This window comes from Streptomyces sp. NPDC025833, assembly GCF_055558055.1.
The window spans coordinates 221,688-240,468 of sequence record NZ_JBVHNF010000009.1 but is presented as its reverse complement, the minus strand read 5'-3'; the positions used below and the strand labels follow the sequence as shown (position 1 = coordinate 240,468).

General features: G+C 74.6%; 15 protein-coding genes and 1 pseudogene. 13 read left to right on the top strand and 3 right to left on the bottom strand.

The window, feature by feature from the left end:
* Positions 1 to 22: 22 nt before the first annotated feature.
* Positions 23 to 769 (top strand): polyphosphate--glucose phosphotransferase, encoded by a 747-nt coding sequence (gene ppgK, locus ACZ4K2_RS18130; RefSeq protein ID WP_467473864.1) that lies wholly within the window; start codon positions 23 to 25, stop codon positions 767 to 769.
* 124 nt (positions 770 to 893) lie between these two features.
* Here the strand turns inward: ppgK and ACZ4K2_RS18125 are convergent, their stop codons facing one another.
* Positions 894 to 1,220 carry a DUF6542 domain-containing protein gene (locus ACZ4K2_RS18125; RefSeq protein WP_467474062.1) on the bottom strand — a complete coding sequence of 109 codons (327 nt, stop codon included), beginning with the start codon at positions 1,218 to 1,220 and terminating at the stop codon, positions 894 to 896.
* Positions 1,221 to 1,668: 448 nt separating this feature from the next.
* Between ACZ4K2_RS18125 and ychF the strand changes: the two genes are divergently transcribed.
* The 3 genes and pseudogenes from ychF to ACZ4K2_RS18110 all read left to right on the top strand — a co-directional run bounded on the left by ychF (position 1,669) and on the right by ACZ4K2_RS18110 (position 4,655).
* The gene (gene ychF, locus ACZ4K2_RS18120) at positions 1,669 to 2,757 is read left to right on the top strand and encodes a redox-regulated ATPase YchF (protein ID WP_467473862.1); all 1,089 of its coding nucleotides are present in this window, start codon (positions 1,669 to 1,671) and stop codon (positions 2,755 to 2,757) included.
* Positions 2,758 to 2,939: 182 nt separating this feature from the next.
* Positions 2,940 to 3,056: pseudogene (locus ACZ4K2_RS18115) on the top strand (type II toxin-antitoxin system prevent-host-death family antitoxin); the annotation flags it as partial.
* 180 nt (positions 3,057 to 3,236) lie between these two features.
* On the top strand, positions 3,237 to 4,655 hold the full coding sequence (locus tag ACZ4K2_RS18110) for an ATP-binding protein (protein ID WP_467473861.1): 1,419 nt from the start codon (positions 3,237 to 3,239) through the stop codon (positions 4,653 to 4,655).
* Between the two features lie 130 nt (positions 4,656 to 4,785).
* Here the strand turns inward: ACZ4K2_RS18110 and ACZ4K2_RS18105 are convergent, their stop codons facing one another.
* Positions 4,786 to 6,096 carry a M14 family zinc carboxypeptidase gene (locus ACZ4K2_RS18105; RefSeq protein ID WP_467473859.1) on the bottom strand — a complete coding sequence of 437 codons (1,311 nt, stop codon included), beginning with the start codon at positions 6,094 to 6,096 and terminating at the stop codon, positions 4,786 to 4,788.
* Between the two features lie 221 nt (positions 6,097 to 6,317).
* On the opposite strand from ACZ4K2_RS18105, the gene ACZ4K2_RS18100 reads away from it, so the two are divergent.
* From ACZ4K2_RS18100 to ACZ4K2_RS18065, 8 genes are all read left to right on the top strand, one after another.
* Entirely contained in the window at positions 6,318 to 7,568 is a 1,251-nt protein-coding gene (locus ACZ4K2_RS18100) for a HesA/MoeB/ThiF family protein (RefSeq protein WP_467473857.1), read from the top strand.
* The gene (locus ACZ4K2_RS18095; protein ID WP_467473856.1) at positions 7,565 to 8,812 is read left to right on the top strand and encodes a hypothetical protein; all 1,248 of its coding nucleotides are present in this window, start codon (positions 7,565 to 7,567) and stop codon (positions 8,810 to 8,812) included. The genes ACZ4K2_RS18100 and ACZ4K2_RS18095 overlap by 4 nt, the downstream gene beginning before the upstream one ends.
* A gap of 420 nt (positions 8,813 to 9,232) precedes the next feature.
* Positions 9,233 to 10,300: a DUF4190 domain-containing protein gene (locus tag ACZ4K2_RS18090; protein ID WP_467473855.1), complete on the top strand. Its 1,068-nt coding sequence runs from the start codon at positions 9,233 to 9,235 to the stop codon at positions 10,298 to 10,300.
* A gap of 163 nt (positions 10,301 to 10,463) precedes the next feature.
* Positions 10,464 to 11,216 carry a GntR family transcriptional regulator gene (locus tag ACZ4K2_RS18085; RefSeq protein WP_467473853.1) on the top strand — a complete coding sequence of 251 codons (753 nt, stop codon included), beginning with the start codon at positions 10,464 to 10,466 and terminating at the stop codon, positions 11,214 to 11,216.
* Between the two features lie 383 nt (positions 11,217 to 11,599).
* Positions 11,600 to 11,791, top strand: a complete 192-nt coding sequence (locus tag ACZ4K2_RS18080) for an SPOR domain-containing protein (protein ID WP_467473851.1) — start codon at positions 11,600 to 11,602, stop codon at positions 11,789 to 11,791.
* Between the two features lie 30 nt (positions 11,792 to 11,821).
* A complete protein-coding gene (locus tag ACZ4K2_RS18075) occupies positions 11,822 to 12,274 on the top strand; it encodes a (deoxy)nucleoside triphosphate pyrophosphohydrolase (RefSeq protein WP_467473849.1) in 453 nt (150 codons plus the stop codon).
* A 198-nt stretch (positions 12,275 to 12,472) separates the two neighbouring features.
* Positions 12,473 to 12,871, top strand: a complete 399-nt coding sequence (locus ACZ4K2_RS18070) for an ATP-binding protein (protein WP_467473847.1) — start codon at positions 12,473 to 12,475, stop codon at positions 12,869 to 12,871.
* A gap of 272 nt (positions 12,872 to 13,143) precedes the next feature.
* The gene (locus ACZ4K2_RS18065; protein WP_467473845.1) at positions 13,144 to 15,732 is read left to right on the top strand and encodes a SpoIIE family protein phosphatase; all 2,589 of its coding nucleotides are present in this window, start codon (positions 13,144 to 13,146) and stop codon (positions 15,730 to 15,732) included.
* Between the two features lie 60 nt (positions 15,733 to 15,792).
* Here the strand turns inward: ACZ4K2_RS18065 and ACZ4K2_RS18060 are convergent, their stop codons facing one another.
* Complete coding sequence (locus ACZ4K2_RS18060; protein ID WP_467473843.1) at positions 15,793 to 17,370, bottom strand: hypothetical protein; 1,578 nt, start codon at positions 17,368 to 17,370, stop codon at positions 15,793 to 15,795.
* A gap of 79 nt (positions 17,371 to 17,449) precedes the next feature.
* On the opposite strand from ACZ4K2_RS18060, the gene ACZ4K2_RS18055 reads away from it, so the two are divergent.
* Positions 17,450 to 18,778, top strand: coding sequence for a glycoside hydrolase family 18 protein (locus ACZ4K2_RS18055; RefSeq protein ID WP_467473841.1), 1,329 nt, complete (start codon positions 17,450 to 17,452; stop codon positions 18,776 to 18,778).
* The last annotated feature ends 3 nt before the right edge of the window (positions 18,779 to 18,781 follow it).

The following is an 18,781-nucleotide window of genomic DNA, read 5'->3' as shown; positions in this document are numbered from 1 at the left end:
TGGCCCGTCGTAACGTGGAGCCATGCAGATCTTCGGTGTGGACATCGGCGGATCCGGGATCAAGGGCGCCCCTGTGGATCTCGACCGGGGCGAGCTGGCCCAGGAGCGCTGCAAGGTGCTCACCCCGCACCCGGCGACGCCCGACGGCGTCGCCGACGGGGTCAGAGAGGTCGTGGACCACTTCGGCTGGACCGGGCCGGTCGGCCTGACCTTCCCCGGAGTGGTCACCGGCGGCGCCACGGTCCGCACGGCCGCGAACGTGGACCGCAGCTGGATCGACACCGACGCGCGCGCGTTGTTCGGCGACCGGCTCGGCGGCCTGCCGGTGACCGTGGTCAACGACGCGGACGCGGCGGGCGTCGCCGAGATGGAGTTCGGCGCCGGGCGGGGCCGCAGGGGCACGGTCGTCCTGCTCACCTTCGGCACGGGCATCGGCAGCGCCGTCTTCGTGGACGGCACCCTGGTCCCGAACACCGAGCTGGGCCACCTGGAACTGAACGGCCACGAAGCCGAGAAGCGCGCCTCCAGCAAGGCCAAGGAGGACCACGACCTGAGCTGGGAGCGCTGGGCAGGCCGCGTCCAGCGCTACCTGGCCCACGTGGAGATGCTGTTCTCGCCGGAGCTGTTCATCGTCGGCGGCGGGGTCAGCCGCAAGTCGGCGAAGTTCCTGCACCTCATCGACGGCATCAGGGCCGAGATCGTCCCCGCGCAGCTCCAGAACGACGCGGGCATCGTCGGCGCGGCGATGAGGGCGGCGCAGCACGCTTAACTGTTTCGCCCGGTCCGGGTTCTCGTCCGGACCGGGCTCGCGTGCGTTTCCGTGCCGGTGTGCTTCGGCGCCGGTGCGCATGGGGTCCCGGGGCCGGTGTGCGCGGGCCCCGGCCAGGCCGTGCTCAGCCGGGCCGCCGGTGGGCCCGTACCCACGCCACCCGGCGGACGAGCACGATCACCCCGGCGGCGAGCGTCCCCCCGTACAGCCACCCGGCCTGTGTGGCGAGCCCGGTGACCAGGCCCATCACCCGGCCGAGCACCCCCGCGCCGCTCTCGACGACCGGCAGCAGTCCCACGGCGAACGCTATCGGCAGGGCCACCGGCGCGGACAGCACGTCCCCGCCGCGCACCCATACCGCGGTCAGCACGCACACCGGCACGAACAGCACGCCGTACACCGGCAGGGACGCCCCGAACAGCAGCTGGTCCAGGCAGCCGAGCACGAACATCACCGCGACGCAGAACAGCCCGCTGCCGAGCCCGGTCAGCCGGGGGTTCGGCAGCTGCCGGACCCCCGGCCCGGCAGCCGCCTCCCGCGGCTCGCGCGCGGCTCCCGGCTGCCGCGGGGCACGGCCGGCCGGCGCGGGTCCGCGCCCGCCGCCCGGCCCGCGTCCGGCGCCGGTGCGGCGGCGCGCCTGCGGTGACGGGACGCTCCGCGGCGAGGGGCCGCGTCGCGTTCCGTCCTTCGGGGATCGCCTTCCGTGTTGCTCCACAGGGACCAACCTAGGTCTGTTTATGTGCCGAATCAGCCCTCAGACACGCCGAGGGGCCGAGCTTGGCCGGGCGGCCGGCGCTCTCGTGAGGCGGGTGCGCGGGACGCCGTAGACTGGTGGATCGGCCAGTGTCGGTCTCTGGCCCCTGGCAGCCCCTGGCCCACTCACTACGGGAAGTCGCAACGTGTCGCTCACGATCGGAATCGTCGGCCTGCCCAATGTCGGCAAGTCGACCCTGTTCAACGCCCTGACCAAGAACGACGTGCTGGCGGCCAACTACCCGTTCGCCACGATCGAGCCGAACGTCGGCGTGGTCGGCGTGCCCGACGGCCGCCTCGCCAAGCTGGCCTCGATCTTCAAGTCGGAGCGCATCCTTCCGGCCACGGTCGACTTCGTCGACATCGCCGGCATCGTGCGCGGCGCCTCCGAGGGCGAGGGCCTGGGCAACAAGTTCCTCGCGAACATCCGTGAGTCCGACGCGATCTGCCAGGTCATCCGCGCCTTCAAGGACGAGAACGTCGTGCACGTCGACGGCAAGGTCTCGCCGAAGGACGACATCGAGACGATCAACACCGAGCTGATCCTCGCCGACCTCCAGACCATCGAGAAGGTCCTGCCCCGGCTCCAGAAGGAGTCGCGGATCAAGAAGGACGTCGCCCCCAAGGTCAAGGCCGTCGAGGAGGCCAAGGAGATCCTGGAGAAGGGCGACACGCTCTTCGCGCACGGGATCGTCCAGGGCACCGAGCGCAACGAGCTGCTGCACGACCTGCACCTGCTGACCACGAAGCCCTTCCTCTACGTCTTCAACGTGGACGAGGACGAACTGGTCGACGAGGAGTTCAAGAACGAGCAGCGCGCCCTGGTCGCCCCGGCCGAGGCGATCTTCCTCAACGCCAAGCTGGAGGCGGACCTCGCCGAGCTCGACGAGGACGAGGCGCTGGAGCTGCTGCAGTCCGTCGGCCAGGACGAGCCCGGCCTCGCCACGCTGGCCCGCGTCGGCTTCAACACGCTCGGCCTCCAGACCTACCTGACGGCCGGCCCCAAGGAGTCCCGCGCCTGGACCATCAAGAAGGGCGCGACGGCCCCCGAGGCGGCCGGTGTCATCCACACCGACTTCCAGAAGGGCTTCATCAAGGCCGAGGTCATCTCCTTCGACGACCTGGTCGAGACCGGCTCGGTCACCGAGGCCCGCGCCAAGGGCAAGGCCCGCATGGAGGGCAAGGACTACGTCATGCAGGACGGCGACGTGGTGGAGTTCCGGTTCAACGTCTGAGCGGGTGAAACAACAGCACGTTCGGCGGCCTGGCATCATGCGGGTCATACGGGGTCGGCCCTTCGGGGGGCCGGCCCCTTGCCGTTCGCCGTGCTGGGACGGTGCCGGGCCCCCTGATGGTCCGTCATCCGGACGGATCCGTCGCGGACGGTGGTGAGTGGGACGCCATTCGGTACCACTCGGACTACGCGGTGCTACGCGAGGGCTCGTACCTGCTGCGCTCTCCCGCGAACGCCCGTCGGCTGCTCAAGGCGTACGAGAACGCCTTGGCCCACGCCAACGTGTCGGAACGCTATTAACCGCCGGTGACCGGCCGGGAACGCGCACCGGACCGGGCCCGACTCTTCGAAGTCGGGTCCTTTGCGTTCTTCCGTGACGGGATCGTGCCGGTGACTTTGAGTGACAAACCATCACGCATACCGCACTAACGTTAATGTTGCTAACGTCGATGTTAGTATTCGGAGTGGAGGTGGGTGGGCATGGTGGACTTCGTGGGCCGGCGGCAGGAGCTGGCGACGTTGGAGCGAGAGCTGCGGAAGGTGGCGACAGGGGTCGGCGGGGAGCGGCCCGGTCGGTGTGTGATGTTGCGCGGGCGGCGCCGGGTGGGCAAGTCGCGGCTGGTCGAACGGTTCGCGGAACGATCCGGAGCGCCTTTCCTGTTCTACGCGGCGACCGGTGCGTCCCTCGGGGATGATCTGACGCGGCTGGCCCGGGACGCCCAGACGTCGACGCTGCCGCTGGCGCGGCTGGTGGCCGCCGCGCGGCCGGAGAGCTGGGATGCCGCGTTCGACGTGCTGGCCGCGGCGCTGCCCGTCGACCGGACGAGCGTGCTGGTGATCGACGAGGTGCCGTACCTGATGGATGCGGATGGCGCCTTCGAGGGGATGCTGCAACGGGCCTGGGACCGGGTGCTGGAAACCAAGCCGGTGCTGCTGGTCCTCATCGGTTCCGATCTGTCGATGATGGAGGCTCTGAACAGTTACGGGCGTCCCTTCCACCAGCGCGGCCGGGAGATGGTGCTCGGGCCGCTGAACCCCGCCGAGGTGGGGCGGATGCTCGGGCTGGAACCGGCGGAGGCCTTCGATGCCGCGCTGGTCACCGGCGGGCTGCCGCTGATCTGCGCGGAATGGCCGCGGGGTGCGGGGCTGTGGGACTTCCTCGGCGAGGCACTGAACGACCCGGTCTCGGCCCTGCTGGTGTCGGCCGAACGCTCGCTGGCCGCCGAGTTTCCCCCGCAGGCTCAGGCACGTACGGTGCTGGCGGCCATCGGCAGCGGCGAACGGACCTTCACCAACATCGCCCGCGCGGCCGGCGGAATCGGGGCGACGCCGCTGCAGCGAGCGCTGGAGCTGCTCACGAACAAGCGGGTCGTGGCGGCCGAGCTACCCGTGTCGCCACGTCCGTCGAAGGATCGCCGCTACCGGGTGGCAGATCCCTACCTGCGGTTCTGGCTGCACCTGCTCGGTCCGTCTATGGAGGAGATCGAGCGAGGGAGGGGCGATCTGACACTGGCGCGCATCCGGGAGAACTGGACCAGCTGGCGTGGTCGGGCTGTCGAGCCCCTCGTCCGTGAGGCCCTGGCACGGATACTGCCCGACGACCGGCTGCCCGCGGCCCCCGCGGTGGGCGGCTACTGGACCCGCACCAACGACGTCGAGATCGACATTGTCGGGGCGGACCGTGCCCCCGTCGCCAAGGAGCTGTTCTTCGTCGGCTCGATCAAGTGGCTGGAGCAGGCACCCTTCGACCGGCACGACCTCGCGGCCCTCCACCGCCACCGCGCCGCCCTCACCGACGAACCCGTTCCCCTCGTGGCGGTCTCGCGCAGTGATGTCGGCTGCCAGGGTCTCGATGCCGCCTACGGCCCCGGGGAACTGCTGACCGCCTGGCCGCTGTGACCTTCGATGGCTCCAGGTCAGAGCCTTGACGGACGGCAGGACCAGAGCGGGGCCGGCCTCTTTCCGGCCCGGGTGTCCGCCGGCATCGCCCCGCGGCGGCGGATGCCGGAAGCGAGCGGCCCCGGTTCCGTCAGCGCAGCTCCTCCAGTGCGCACTCCGCCGCGGCCACCGCCGTGCGTGCCTGGTGGGTGACCTGGTCGTGCACGGGCACCCGGCGCAGGCGCAGTGCCTCCTCGAAGTCCTCGCACCACCCGGTGAAGCGGCCCTCCAGTTCGCGGGCCAGCCCGGGGGCGGCCGCGTCGTCCGCCGACTCCAGCAGCCGCAGGAGCAGGCCCGCCGCGCGGAGCGGCTGCCGGCGTGCCACCACGTCCAGGGCGCAGACCTGGGCCCTCGTCAGCCGGTGCGAACCGTCGGTGCCCTCGGCGTCCGCCGCCTGCCGGGCGAGCGGTTCCCAGGACTCGGCGACCAGGTCGTAGAGGCCGTCGGCCATCCACTCCAGCACGCGTCTGCGCGGTTCCTCCGCGGCCGGGGGCAGGAAGCCGCGTGCCTGCTCCAGAACGGCGGTCACCTGCCGTCCGCCGTCGCGCACCAGAGCAGCCAGGCCGCGCAGCGCGGCGGCGGCCGCCGGGTGCGGTGCCGGGTCGTCGGCCAGGTCGGTCGCCCACATGGGCACCTCGACGATCGCCGTGACACCGCCGTACCGCGCGGGCGCGCACCACGTGGACAGACCGATGTTCTCGGACCCGGCCGCCAGCCGTGCGGTGCTGTCCGGCGGCGGCAGGACGTGGATCGCGGGGCTGGGGTTCTCCCAGTACAGGGCGTCGAACGTGCCGTGCTGGAGCGGGATGCCCAGCTCGTCGGCGGACGCCTCGAAGGGCCGGGCGAGTCCGGGCAGGGCGCGGGTGAGCTGCACCCAGCTACCGCCCGCCTCGACGTTGTGCAGGGAGCACTGGAGCACCGGCCGCAGCTCGTCGATCACGTCGAAGAGGGCCCGGCTCTCCGGGAGCCGCCGCGCGACGATCGGGGCCCACTCCGGCTGCTCGGCCGCGACCGGGCGGTAGGCGGCCCGGAAGTAGTCCCCCAGGGTGTGGCCGGCGTCGGCCGTCGCCTGCTCGATGCCCTCGCTCAGCGCGGCCCCGTCCGGGTCGAGGCACAGCACGAGGTCCCAGGTGACCAGGGCGGGGTCGGTCGCCGGGGAACGCCCGTCGCCGCGCGCCACCCGCTCGGCCAGCGCGAGCGCGGTCGCGCCCCCGACCGGCTCGTCGGGGTGCGGCCGGGCCACCGCGAGGACGTGGTGCGGCCCCTGTCCCACGGACAGCATGAGGATCGGCCGGCCGGCGCGGGACGCACCGATCCGGCGCAGCCGGCAGGCCCCGGGGAACCGGGAGACCAACCCGCGCGCCGACTCGGTGACCTCCGCGACCGTGGGGTAGCGGTCCATGGTGCGGATCAGGTCAGGCGCCGCCGTTACCACCGCTCTCGCCGGTGGTCTCCTTCTTGTCCAGCGGACGGATCTCGATCTTGTTCGGCATGTCGTGTCCTTCCGACGGTGACTGTCGTGCGGTGAATCGACGTGCTCTTGCCAGGCTTGGCGCACCGGGACAGTGTTGTCAATGTCCGTGTTCCTGTAGGGGAGTTGGGGCTGACGGGATTGGCGCGAAGATGACGGTGCACGCGATGCGGCGGCCCCGGATCAAGCCGGAGCACCGGGCCTACCGCACGGTGGACGGCCACGTCAGGATCGGGAGCGTCGTGCACGGCATCGGGGCCGAGGTCGCGGACCCCGACGGCTGGGTGTGGACGCTGGTCGAGGCGATGGACGGCACGCGCGGCCCCGCGGACGTCGTCGCCGAGGTGACCCGGCGCCACACCGAACTGGGCCTGCCGGCCCCGGACGTCGAGCAGGCCATGACGGACCTGACCGCGGCCGGCTACGTGGAGGACGCCGGCGCCGCGCCCCCGGCGGAGCTGTCCGCGCGTGAACGCGAGCGGTACGGCAGGGGCATGACCCTGCTGCGCTGGATGGACCTGCGGCCGCGGGAGAGCGCCTGGGAACCGCAGCTCCGGCTGCGCCGGGCCCGGGTCCTGCTGGTCGGGGTGGGCGGCACCGGCGGAGCCGCCGCACGGGACCTGGTCGCCTCCGGGGTGGGGCGACTGCACTGCGTCGAACCGGACGTCGTCGAACTGTCCAACCTCAACCGGCAGACCCTTTTCCGCGAGCACGACCTCGGCACGCCCAAGATCGACGCGGCGCTGCGGGCGTTGCGCGCCCTGAACTCGGACACGACCGTCACCGGTGAGCGCCGCGAGGTCCGCGGGCCCGCCGACCTCGCGGACCTGCTCGCGTCCGGCCCCGACGGCACCGGGCCGGGGTACGACACGCTGCTGCTGGCCGCCGACCGGCCCGCCGTCATCCGGCGCTGGGCCAACCGGGTCTGCCTGGCCGCCGGCACGCCGTGGGCGGAGGCCGGCTACCGCGGCCCGCTGGTGAGCGTCGGGGTCTTCGCACCCGGCCGGGGTGCCTGCTGGGAGTGCCTGCGCGCCACCGAGATCGAGCGCCGCGACCTGCGGCTCGCGCCCGGCCAGGACGAGGAGGCCGCCTCGCCCCGCATGCCGTGGAACCCGGTCAACGCCGTGACCGCCGGACTGTCCGGCAGCCTCCTGGCCCACGCCGCCCTCATGCTGCTCTGCGGCATCCCGCGGACCGACCCCGGCTGCCGGTTCGGCCTCAACCTCATGCTGCCCGGCGACGGGATCATGCAGCGCTCGGACCGGCGCCCCGACTGCCCCGCCTGCGGCACGGGACCGGCGGCGGACCGGGGAGCGGCACAGGGCCCGCGACCGGTGGCGGAGCCGGGGGCCGCCGCGGAACCCGGAGCGGCGGTGCGCCCGGTACCGGGGAGCCTCCCGTGACGGACACCGCGCCCGGGGACCGCCCCCGCGTCGACCCGGGAGCCCGCGTCCTCCTGCACGACCTGGTGCTCCGGCGCGACCGGGACGAGTGGATCGTGGGCCGCATGGCCACCCGCACCTTCGTCGCCGTACCCGCGGCCGGGGCACGCGCCCTGGAACTCCTCGGCGCCGGACTGAGCGTGGCCCGTACGGCGCGGACGCTGCACGACGAGACCGGCGAGGAACTCGACGTCCCGGACTTCGTGCGGGACCTGGCCGCCCTCGGGTTCGTGGCACGGATCGGGGACCGCCCGATCGCGGACGCCGAACCGCCGCCCCCGTCACTGCCCCGGCTGCGCCCCCGCCACGCCCGCCTCGCGCTGCACCCGGCGCTCCCCGTGCTCGTCACGGCGCTGTTGGTGGCCGCCGTCGCCGTCCTGGTCCACCGCCCCGACCTCGTCCCCGGCTACCGCGACCTGCTGTGGAGCCCGCACGGCAGCGTCGTCCTGCTCACCGGGGCGGCGGCCGGCTGGGCGCTGCTGCTGGCCCACGAGCTGGCGCACCTGGTCACCGCGCGGGCCGCGGGCGTGCCGGGCCGGATGCGCCTGGGCACCCGCCTGCAGTTCCTCGTCATGCAGACCGACATCAGCGGTATCGAACTGGCGCCCCGCCGCCACCGGCTGACGGCCTACCTGGCCGGCATCGCCCTCAACCTGTCCGTCGCGTCGGTCCTGGTCCTGGTGCTCGCCCTGACGGACAGCGGGACGACGGCCCACCGGTTCCTGGCCGCGCTCCTGCTGCTGGCCCTGATGCCGCTGCCCTTCCAGTGCATGGTGTTCACCCGTACGGACCTGTACTTCGTCCTCCAGGACCTCACCGGCTGCCGCGATCTGTACGGCGACGGTCTCGCTCACGCCCGGTACGTGTTCCGGCGGGCGGTTCGCCCGGGACGCCCCGCCGGAGCCGGTGACCCGAGCCTCCGGCTGCCCCCTCACGAGCGCCGGGCCGTCCGCCTCTACGGCGTCGTCCTCGTGGCCGGTACGGCGGTCTGCCTGGCGTTCCTGGCCGCCGTCACCCTGCCCGCCGACATCGCCCTGCTGGTCCGCGCGGCGCGGGGCCTTGGACCGGGGCACGGCGTCGCGGGCAACGCCGACGCGGCGGCGGTGCTGGTCACCCTGGGCGGGGTCAACGTCGCGTGGCTGGTCACCCGGTGGCGCAACCGCCGCCCGGCCCGACGCGGCGCCGGGCACGCCGCGACGGACTGAGCCCAGCCGGACACCCGCTCACCGCCGCGGCCAAGAAAGGCCGCGCGGGGTGCTGCCCCGCCCGGGAGTCGGGACGCAGCGGCCGGCCAGGGGTGGACCGCCGCCGGTCCGTGCGCGGCGCGAGCGTACCGGCCGGCGCCGTCCGCGCCTCCCGGGCCGGCGCCACCGGCACGCGCTCCACCCGCGTACCGCCCCCGCGTGTGTCCCGCTTACGATGCGGCCAGTCGTACGACAGTCCAGCCGCCGGCCGGTCGCCGGTCCTGTGCTGCCGCCGCCCGATCCAGGAGCACGGTTCCGGTGTCCACGCCCCCGCTTCCCGGCCCCCACCAGAGCGCTGGGCCGTACCCGCCGCCCCGGCCGGCTCCGCCGGGACCGTACGGGCCGCAGCCGTACGCCCAACAGCCGCACGGGGCACCGGGGTTGTCGGCGTACCAGCCGTGGACGCAGGGCTACAGCCCTCACAACCGGCCGGCGCCGGTCAACGGCCTCGCCATCGCCTCCCTGGTGCTCGGCGTGCTGTGCTTCCTGCCGGGCGTGGGACTGGCGCTCGGGCTGGCCGGGCTGCGGCAGATCCGGCGGCGCGGCGAGCGCGGCACGGGGCTGGCCGTGGGCGGTGCGGTGCTGTCCGGGATCGGGCTCGGGCTGTGGGCGCTGCTGCTCGCGACGGGCGGCGCCGCGCAGGTGTGGCACGGCGTCGAGGAGGGGGCGCACGGCGGCGCGTCCCGCCCGCCGGGCCGGGGCGAGTGCTTCGACGCGCCCGGCGGCGGGCTGGTCGGCGAGACCTACGACATCACGGAGGTGCCCTGCTCCGGCGCGCACGACGGGGAGGTGTTCGCCTCCTTCCGGCTGGCGGACGGCGCCTACCCGGGGGACGCCGCGGTCTCCGACGCCGCGGGCGAGCGCTGCTGGCGCCTGCGGGACGGCTACGCGATGGACGCCTGGGCGGTCCCACGGGACGTCGACGTGTACTACCTGACGCCGAGCACGCGGAGCTGGGTCGCGGGGGACCGCGAGGTCACCTGCGTGTTCGGCAACGCCGAGGAGGGCGCGGAGCTGACCGGGTCGCTGCGCAACGACGCGACCGTCCTGGACGCCGACCAGCTCGCCTACCTGAACGCCGCGCACGTGCTCAACGCGGCCATGGACGCCGGCCCCGACGGGGACGAGGCGGAGGGCGGACTGCCGGGCCACCGGGCCTGGGCGGGCCGGGTGTCGGCCGCGCTGGGCGAGCAGGCCCGGATGCTGCGCGCGCACGCGTGGCCGGCCGGTGCGCGGCGGCCGGTCGCCGCGCTGGCCGCCGACCTGGACGAGGCGCGTGCGGTGTGGGCGGAGGCGGCCGGGGCGGGGGACGCGGACACCTTCCAGGAGCGCTCCGAGACCGGACTCGGCCTGCTGGCCCCGCAACGGGCGGTCGCCGCCCGGAAGTCCCTGGGGCTCGCGACCACCCCGCCGGCCGACGGCGGCACGGACGCCTCCCGCCCGGTGTGAGCGGGTCCCGCGGCGAGCACCCCTATACGGGAGGGAAAGCGCCTGCGTGAAGCCCTCTCCCGCCGCGTGTCATCACATCGAGTGATTCTCTGGCCTCTGCTTGCACGGCAGAACCCACGGTTGCCACGCTGTTGCTGTCTGTACAACCTGATGGGAGCGGCCAGTGACATTCGGTGAGCAGCCGGCGTACCTGCGTGTCGCGGGTGATCTCCGCAAGAAGATCGTCGACGGTTCACTGCCGCCCCACACCCGGCTCCCTTCCCAGGCCCGCATCCGCGAGGAGTACGGCGTCTCGGACACGGTCGCCCTGGAGGCCCGCAAGGTGCTGATGGCCGAGGGGCTGGTCGAGGGCCGCTCCGGCTCGGGCACCTACGTGCGCGAGCGGCCCGTGCCGCGGCGCGTGTCCCGCTCCGGGTACCGCCCGGCCGGCGGCGCCACCCCCTTCCGGCAGGAGCAGTCCGACGCCTCGGCGCGCGGCACCTGGGAGTCCAGCAGCGAGCAGGCCCGGGCCGGCGCGGCCATCGCCGAGCGGCTCGGGATCCAGACGGGCGACCGGGTCATGCGCACCAAGTACCTGTTCCGGGAGAACGGGGAGCCGATGATGCTCTCCACCTCCTGGGAGCCCCTCGCCGTCACGGGCCGCAGCCCGGTGATGCTGCCCGAGGAGGGCCCGCTCGGCGGGATGGGCGTGGTCGAGCGCATGCGGGCCATCGACGTCATCGTGGACAACGTCACCGAGGAGGTCGGCGCCCGCCCCGGCCTCGCCGAGGAGCTGCACCTGCTCGGCGGTGTCCCCGGGCACGTGGTGCTGGTCGTCCAGCGCACCTACTTCGCCTCCGGCCGGCCGGTGGAGACCGCCGACGTGGTGATCCCGGCCGACCGCTACCGGGTCGCCTACCACCTGCCCGTGCGATGAGCGCCCCTGCCTGGCGGGGCGGGGGTCCAACGGCGCCCGGGGCGCGGCCCGGAGTGAGCTAGCGCACACCCTCGTGCGCCGTGGGGGCGGTGATCCCGGTGCGGCGGCTGCCGCCGAAGCCCGTGCGAGCCGCACCGATCCGGCCGTTCTCCCAGGTGGCCCCGGTCCGACCCGGCAGGCCCCCGAGCCGGGTCGGGACGGTTTCCGACGGCGCGTTCGGCCCCGTGCGCCCCCGGCGTTCTGGCTGGTTGCGTACCTCTTTGTGAAAAGTCGTATTCGCAGCGTAAAGGTTGGGCGTACGCTCGGGCATATGCGGAGTGCGGTTTCCTTAGCCGGGGGAAGCGGGTGGAGCGGTGCGGGAAGGAACGCGGGCGGTGGGACCCATGAGTGAGGGCACGGTCGCGCTGCCCTGGATCGTGATACGTCAGGACGACAGCGGGAATCGCTACCGCGTCGGCCGGTACGCGACCCGTGCGGAGGCGCAGAAGGTCGCCGACAGCTTCGACGACCGGCGGCAGGAGCAGCTCTACTGGGTCGAGCGCATCGGCCAGATCGGGGACGGCTCGCCGAACTGACCGGCCGGCGGCTCCCGTAGGCTCCGCTCCATGACACGCACGACTCCTGGAGCGGAACCGGTCGTGGTGGTGGGAGCCGCCCTGTTCGACGGCGGGCGGCTGCTCGCCGCGCGCCGCAGCGCACCCGCCGACCTGGCCGGACGCTGGGAACTGCCCGGCGGCAAGGTCGAGGCCGGCGAGCTGCCGGAGGACGCCCTGGCGCGCGAACTGCGCGAGGAACTGGGCGTCGACGCCGAACCGGTGGCACGCGTGCCGGGGGAGTGGCCCCTGCGGGCGCCGTACGTCCTGCACGTGTGGACCGCCCGGCTGCGCCCCGGCTCACCCGGACCCCGGCCCCTCCAGGACCACGACGACCTGCGCTGGCTGACCCCGGCCGAACTGTGGGACGTGCCGTGGCTGGACCAGGACGTGCCGGCCGTGCGCCGGGTCGGGGGACTGGCCGCGTTCCGCCCCGGCCCGGACGCCGGGGCCGCCACCCGGTGACCCGGGGCGGAGCAGCGGCCCCGCCCCGGTCGGCCCGCTCCTCCCGCAACCCGCACCGGCCCGGCGGACACGCCGTACGCCGTTCGTGCCACAGTGCGCCCTCTCAAGCGGTACTGCGCTCGGGATATCGGGTATGTGCCCATTAACCCCATGAAAACCGGACATGGGTAGGCTCCGCTGGCCCGGGAAGTGATCGGCGTGATCGACACCGATGGCGACTGCGCCGAGTGGACGTTTCCGGCGGAGCCGGACGCCGTGCGCGCCGCCCGCGCGGCGGTCCGGGGCCAGTTGCGCGGCTGGGACCTGGACAGCGTCTCCGATCTGACCGCGCTGCTGGTCAGTGAGTTGGTCACCAACTCGCTGCGGCACGCCACCGGACCCATCGGCGTGCGGCTGGTCCGCCCCGCCGGGCGCGACGACACGCTGCTGGTGGAGGTGTCCGACCCGCTCCCGGACCCCCCGCGCGAACGCGTCGCCCGCCCCGAGGACGAGAGCGGACGCGGTCTCCAGCTGGTCGCCGGCTCCTCGCGCCGCTGGGGCACCCGGCCCGGCGCGGGCGGCAAGACCGTCTGGTTCGAGCTGGCGATTCCCGGCTGAGGGTGGAACATCCGCGGGGGCACGGGGGGTACGGCCGTCGGTCGGCCGCCGACCGCGCGCGCCGGGGGCGCACGCGGTCCGCCGGTATGTGGTTCGGTGGTGTGTTCCCTGGTTAGAAGAGTGGAAGTGTTGTCACGGACCGGTTCGGAAAAGGACCTGGACCGAGCTGTGATCGTGAACACCGTGTTGTGCGGCGCCGTAGTGCTGGATACTGCGGGCAGCCGCCCCCGGTGACCGGTGCCGGACGCGGTGAGCTGGAGGGGACGGTTCGCGTGAGCGAGATACCAGCGAAGGCCACGGAGTCCGAGGACCCGTCGGATGGCGCGAGGAGTCGGACCGCGGCGGCTGCCGCGGCGCCCGGTGACGCCATGTGGCAGAGCAGTCCGCCCGGTTCCATCTACGACTACATCCGGGTCGCCTCCTTCTCCATCGGCCCCGGAGGGCTCGTCGACCAGTGGAGCCTGCGCGCCGAGCAGCTCTTCGGCATCCCCGCCGAACGCGCCGTCGGCACGGACCCCATAGACGCCTTCGTCGATCCCGACCACCGCGAGCGCGGCCAGCGCAAGATGGCCGAGATCCTCGACGGCCGCGAGTGGACCGGCGTGGTGCCGTTCCGGATGCCGGACCGGCCGGACGGCGCGCGCGGCGAGGAGGGGCTCGCCGAGGTCTACGTCATGCCGACGCGCACGGAGGAGGGGGACCGGGCCGCCGTCTGCGTCGTCGTGGACGTCCGCACGCTGCGCGGCATCGAGACCGACCTCGCCGCCTCGCAGGCCATTTTCGGCCAGTCGCCCTTCGGCTTCCTGCTGATCGACCCCGACCTGCGGGTCCGCCGGGCCAACATGCGGTTCGCCTCCCTTTTCGGCGGCCACCCGGACGACCACCGCGGCAGGGGGGTCCACGACTACCTGCCGCGGGGCGAGGCCGAACGGGTCTCGGCCACGCTGCGCCGGGTGCTGGAGACCGGCAATCCCATCACCGACATGCACGTCACCGGATTCGTCCCGGGCTCCGAGGAGCGCCGGCACTGGTCCGTCAACCTCTACCGCGTGCAGAGCCACGGCGGCCGGCCCATCGGCATCGCCTGGCTCGCCACCGACATCACCTCCCGCCGGGCCGCCGCCCGCGAGGCGGCCGCGGCCCGCCGCAACCTCGCGCTGCTCAACGAGGCCGGCGCCCGCATAGGCAACTCGCTCGACCTGGAGACCACGGCCCGCGAACTGCTCGACGTGGTCGTCCCCGGCTTCTGCGACCTCGCCACCGTCGACCTCTACCAGGGGCTGCTGGCCGGCGACGAGACCCCGCCCGGCCTCGCCGACGGCAGCGCCGAACTGCGCCGGGTCGCCTACGCCAGCGCCGTCTCCGGCGCCCCCTTCAGCGGCTCCGGACGGCCCGTCGAGGTCGGCGCGGTCCACCACTTCCCGTTCAACTCGCCGAGCGCGGACGCCCTGCGCACCGCCCGGCCGCGGTACGTGCCCGCCGAGGAGGGCGGCCTCGTGCAGTCCACGCTGGCCGTGCCGATGGTCGCCCACGACACGGTCGTGGGGCTCGCGCAGTTCGCCCGCACGAAGGGCAGCGAGCCGTTCGGCGAGCGGGACCGGGACCTCGCGGTCGAACTGGCCGCGCGCGCCGCCGTCTGCATCGACAACGCGCGCCTGTACCGCAGGGAGCACGAACGGGCGCTGATGCTGCAGCGGTCGCTGCTGCCGCCGGGCGACCCGGAGGCGTCCGGCCTGGACATCGCCTGCCGCTACCTGCCCGGCAACGCGGCGACGGAGGTCGGCGGCGACTGGTTCGACGTCATCGAACTCCCCGGCCACCGCACGGCGCTGGTCGTCGGGGACGTGATGGGCCGGGGCCTGCGCGCGGCGGTCGCGATGGGTGAACTCCGCACGGCCGTGCGCACCCTGGCGCTGCTCGACCTCGAACCGGCCGAGGTGCTGTCCGCGCTGGACGAGATCGCGCGCGGACTGGGCACGCCGGGCGGCGTCCAGCAGGCCACCCGGACCGCCCGGCAGCCCCGGGACGCCGACCTGTCCGAGGTGTACCTGGCGACGTGCGTGTACGCCGTGTACGACTCCGTCACCAGGCGATGTACGTTCGCCAACGCCGGCCACCTGCCGCCGGTCCTGGTCGAGCCCGGCGAGGCGGCGCTGATGCTCGACGTGCCGCCCGGCATGCCGCTCGGCGTGGGCGGCGAGCCGTTCGAGGAGGTCGAGGTCGAACTCCCGGAGGGCGCGCTGCTCGCCCTCTACACGGACGGCCTGGTCGAGTCCCGCGACCATCCCCTGGACGAGGGCCTCCAGGCGTTCGTGGGCGCGCTGACGGACCCCTCCCGCCCCCTGGAGGACGTCTGCGACCACGTCCTCAACACCCTCGACACCCACCACGGCGAGGACGACATCGCCCTGCTGATGGCCCGGGTGCAGGGACTGCCCGCCGACTCCGTGGGCGACTGGACCCTGCCCCGCGAGCCGCGCAGCGTCGGCCGGGCCCGCGAGTACGCCCGCGGGCGCCTGCTGTCCTGGGGTCTGGAACCGCTGGTCGACACGACGGAACTGCTCGTCAGCGAACTGGTGACGAACGCCCTGCGGTACGGCGAGGGCGACATACGGCTACGGCTGCTGCTGGACCGGACACTGGTCTGCGAGGTCTGGGACTCCGGGCTCGTGCAGCCGCGGCGCCGGCGGGCCCGGGACACCGACGAGGGCGGACGGGGACTCCAGCTGGTCGGGCTGCTCAGCGCGGCCTGGGGCTCGCGCCGGACGCCCCACGGCAAGACGGTCTGGTTCGAACTGCCCCTGCCGGGCGGGGAGGGCGGGCTCACGGACCCGGCGGAGGCACTGCTGAGCCTGTTCTGACCGTCGGTCACCGCTCCACGAGGTGCGTTGCCCGGGTGTGGGGCGGGGGCGGGCCGCGGGTCAGGGGCGGTGGCGTGAGCGGGTCTCGGGGCCGCCGAAGGCCGCCGGGGGGCCGCCGTCCGGCTCCTCGGCCAGCAGGATGCCACCGAGCACGGCACCGGCGAGCCCGGCCGAGCCGCCCCCGGCACCGGCGTCCGGGGTGCCGTGGGCCCGCACGTCCCGCTCGGCCAGCTCCCGCGCCTCCCGGGCCGCGGCATCGGCCGGGGAGGCGTTGCCCGCGGCCAGTTCCCGCACCGCCTCCGCCAGCAGGGCCCGGGCCGCCACGTCCACCGCCCCCCGGTGCACCGTGACGAACTCCTCCGCCCCGGCGACGCAGGCGCGGGCCGCGAGCAGCGCCGCGCCGTCCGGCCCGCCGGGTCCCGTCCCGTCCAGCCGCTCGCGGGTACGGGTGATCCGGCGCAGCGCGTCCAGCGGGTCGTACGGCTCCGCGCCCGGCTCCGCGCGCACCGCCCCCGGCACCCCGGCGGCCCGGGCGGGCGGCCTGTCCGCGGCCGGTGCGGTCCCGGCGTCCGCGCCCCGTGTCCCGGGCGGCTCGGCCTCCGCGGCCGCCACCAGGGCGGCGGCCTCCCGCAACTGTGCCGCGAGCCGCTCCACGCCGTCCACCAGCGCCGCCGCCTGGGCCACCGCGCCCTCGGCGGCGCGCAGGTGCCGTACGGCCCGCCGCGGGTCGCCCGCGTCGGCGGCCCGGCGGGTCTCGTTGAGCCGTGCGGTGGCGAACAGCAGCCGGTCCTCGGCCTCTTCGGCGTACCCGGTGACCGAGCGGGTGGCGGTGGGGGCGAACGACCCGCGGAGGGCGGCCAGGGTGCGCCGCGCGGTCAGCACCCGCCCCGTCAGCTCCCGGAACCGCCGCTCGGCCACCTCCAGCGCCGCGCCGACGCCCTCCTCGGCCGGCTCCGGTACCGGGCCGAGCGCGCCCCGCGCGGCGAACCCCCGCAGCCGGTCCAGCGCCGGCGCCTCCGCGTCCAGCCGGCGGCCCGCCTCCGCGCACCGGCCGATCACCGCGGCCAGCGCCCGGCGCCGGGCGCCCGCCTCCTCGGGGAGGCCCTGCTCGTGACGCCGCCAGAGCGTGAACGCCGCGGACAGTTCGCTCTCCGCGGCACGCAGCGCCGACGTGAACGGCTCGGTCCGCCGCTCCCCGAAGCGCTCCCGGACGAAGGACAGTTCCTCCCGGCCGGTCCGTACGCAGTCGTCGACCAGTCGCAGTGCCGCCCGCGCCTGGCGCGCGGAGTCGGCCGGGCCGGACCCGGGGGGCGCCGCCGGGAGTGCCCCCGGAGTCGTACGGGTGCGGGCCCGCCGGGTGCGCCGCACGGCGCCGTATCCGGCCAGCACCACGGCCGCGCCCGCGGCGACCAGCGGCAGCACGAGGTCGGTGGACGACGTCCCGTCCTGCTGCGGGGCGGCGGCGCCCGCCACCGTGCCGACCGCGGCGGCGGGAACCGGACCGTGGGTCGGGACCGTCATCACGGGCAGCACCAGCCACGTGGCTCCCGTCAGGGCGCCCAGCACGGCATGGGCCACCCGCATCCGTATGTGCGCCGTGGCGTGCCGGGGCCGGCCCCGAATCAGGGAGGACGTCACATTTCGGAGCGTATGGGCAGGTAGACGGCCGCGCGAGCGGGATGGATACGGGTGGGGGACCAGACGCGCAGGGGGCGGAATGGACGACGAACGGACGGACGAGAACCGGCCGGCACGGAGCCGGGCGACCCCGCCGAAGCCGAACGGGTCCACCGCGGGGCCGCCCGGCCCGAAGTCACCGGCCGGCGACGCGCCTCCGCTCCCCGGCGGGCCCCCCGCGGCCTCCGGCACCCCGGAGGCGCCCCCGGCGCTGCCCGAGGGCGTGGCCTCGCCTCCCGACAGCGGATCTCCGACCCCCGCCGACGCGACCCCGCCCGCAGCCGACACCGAAGCAGGGCCTGGTGGCGGGCCTCCGGTCGGCGTCTCCGGGGGTGGGCGGCCGGTCGTGGTGGCGAGGTCGCGTGCGCTCAGGCGGTGGGTGGTTCGGGGGGTCGTCGCCGTACTCGCCCTCCTCCTCGTTCCGCTCCTCGCCGGTGAGACGGCGCTGCGCCTCGCCTACACCGGTGATCCGGCGCCCGGCACCCGCACCCGGAACCGGGACGCCCTCTGGCTCGGGCACGCCTGGGTGGACGGCCGGAAGACCGACCGGGACGTCAGGGCACTCGCGCGCCGCCTGCACGGCACCGGCATCCGGGACCTGTACGTCCACGCGGGCCCCCTCGAACACGACGGCACGCTCCCCGCGTCGTCCCACCCGCGGGCCCGCCAACTGACGGCGGCCCTGCGCCGGGAGCTGCCGGACGTCCGCGTCCAGGCCTGGCTCGGCGACAAGCTCGCCGGTGAGACCCCCGACGGGCTGCGCCTGGACGACCCGGCCACCCGCACGGCGGTCCTCGTCTCCACCCGCGCGGTCCTCGACGCCGGTTTCCGGGGCGTCCACCTCGACCTGGAGCCCCTGCACTCCGGCGATCGCGACTACCTCGGCCTCCTGGACGGCCTGCGCCGGCTCACCCACTCCAGAGGCGCCGTCCTGTCCGTCGCCGCCCACCAGATCGACCCGCTGCCCGCCTTCCACTCCTTCTGGGGCGCGACCACCGGTCACCCCAAGTGGTGGTCGCAGGCCTACTTCGGGCAGGTGGCCCGGCGCGTGGACCAGATCGCCGTCATGTCGTACGACACCATGCAACCGCTGGAGAGCCTGTACGGCGGCTACGTGGCCCAGCAGACCGGCCTCGCCCTGGAGGTCACCCCGGACGGCACCGACCTGCTGATGGGCCTGCCCTTCTACCACGAGAACCGGTTCGGCCACTGGGCGCACGCCGAGACCGTCCCCGCCGCCGTGCGCGGTGTCCGCCTGGGCCTGTCCCGCACGGACGCCGACCGGGCCCGCTTCGGCGTCGCCCTCTACGTCGACTTCGCGGCCACGGAGGCGGACTGGCGGGCGTACCGGGAGGACTGGGTGCGCTGACGG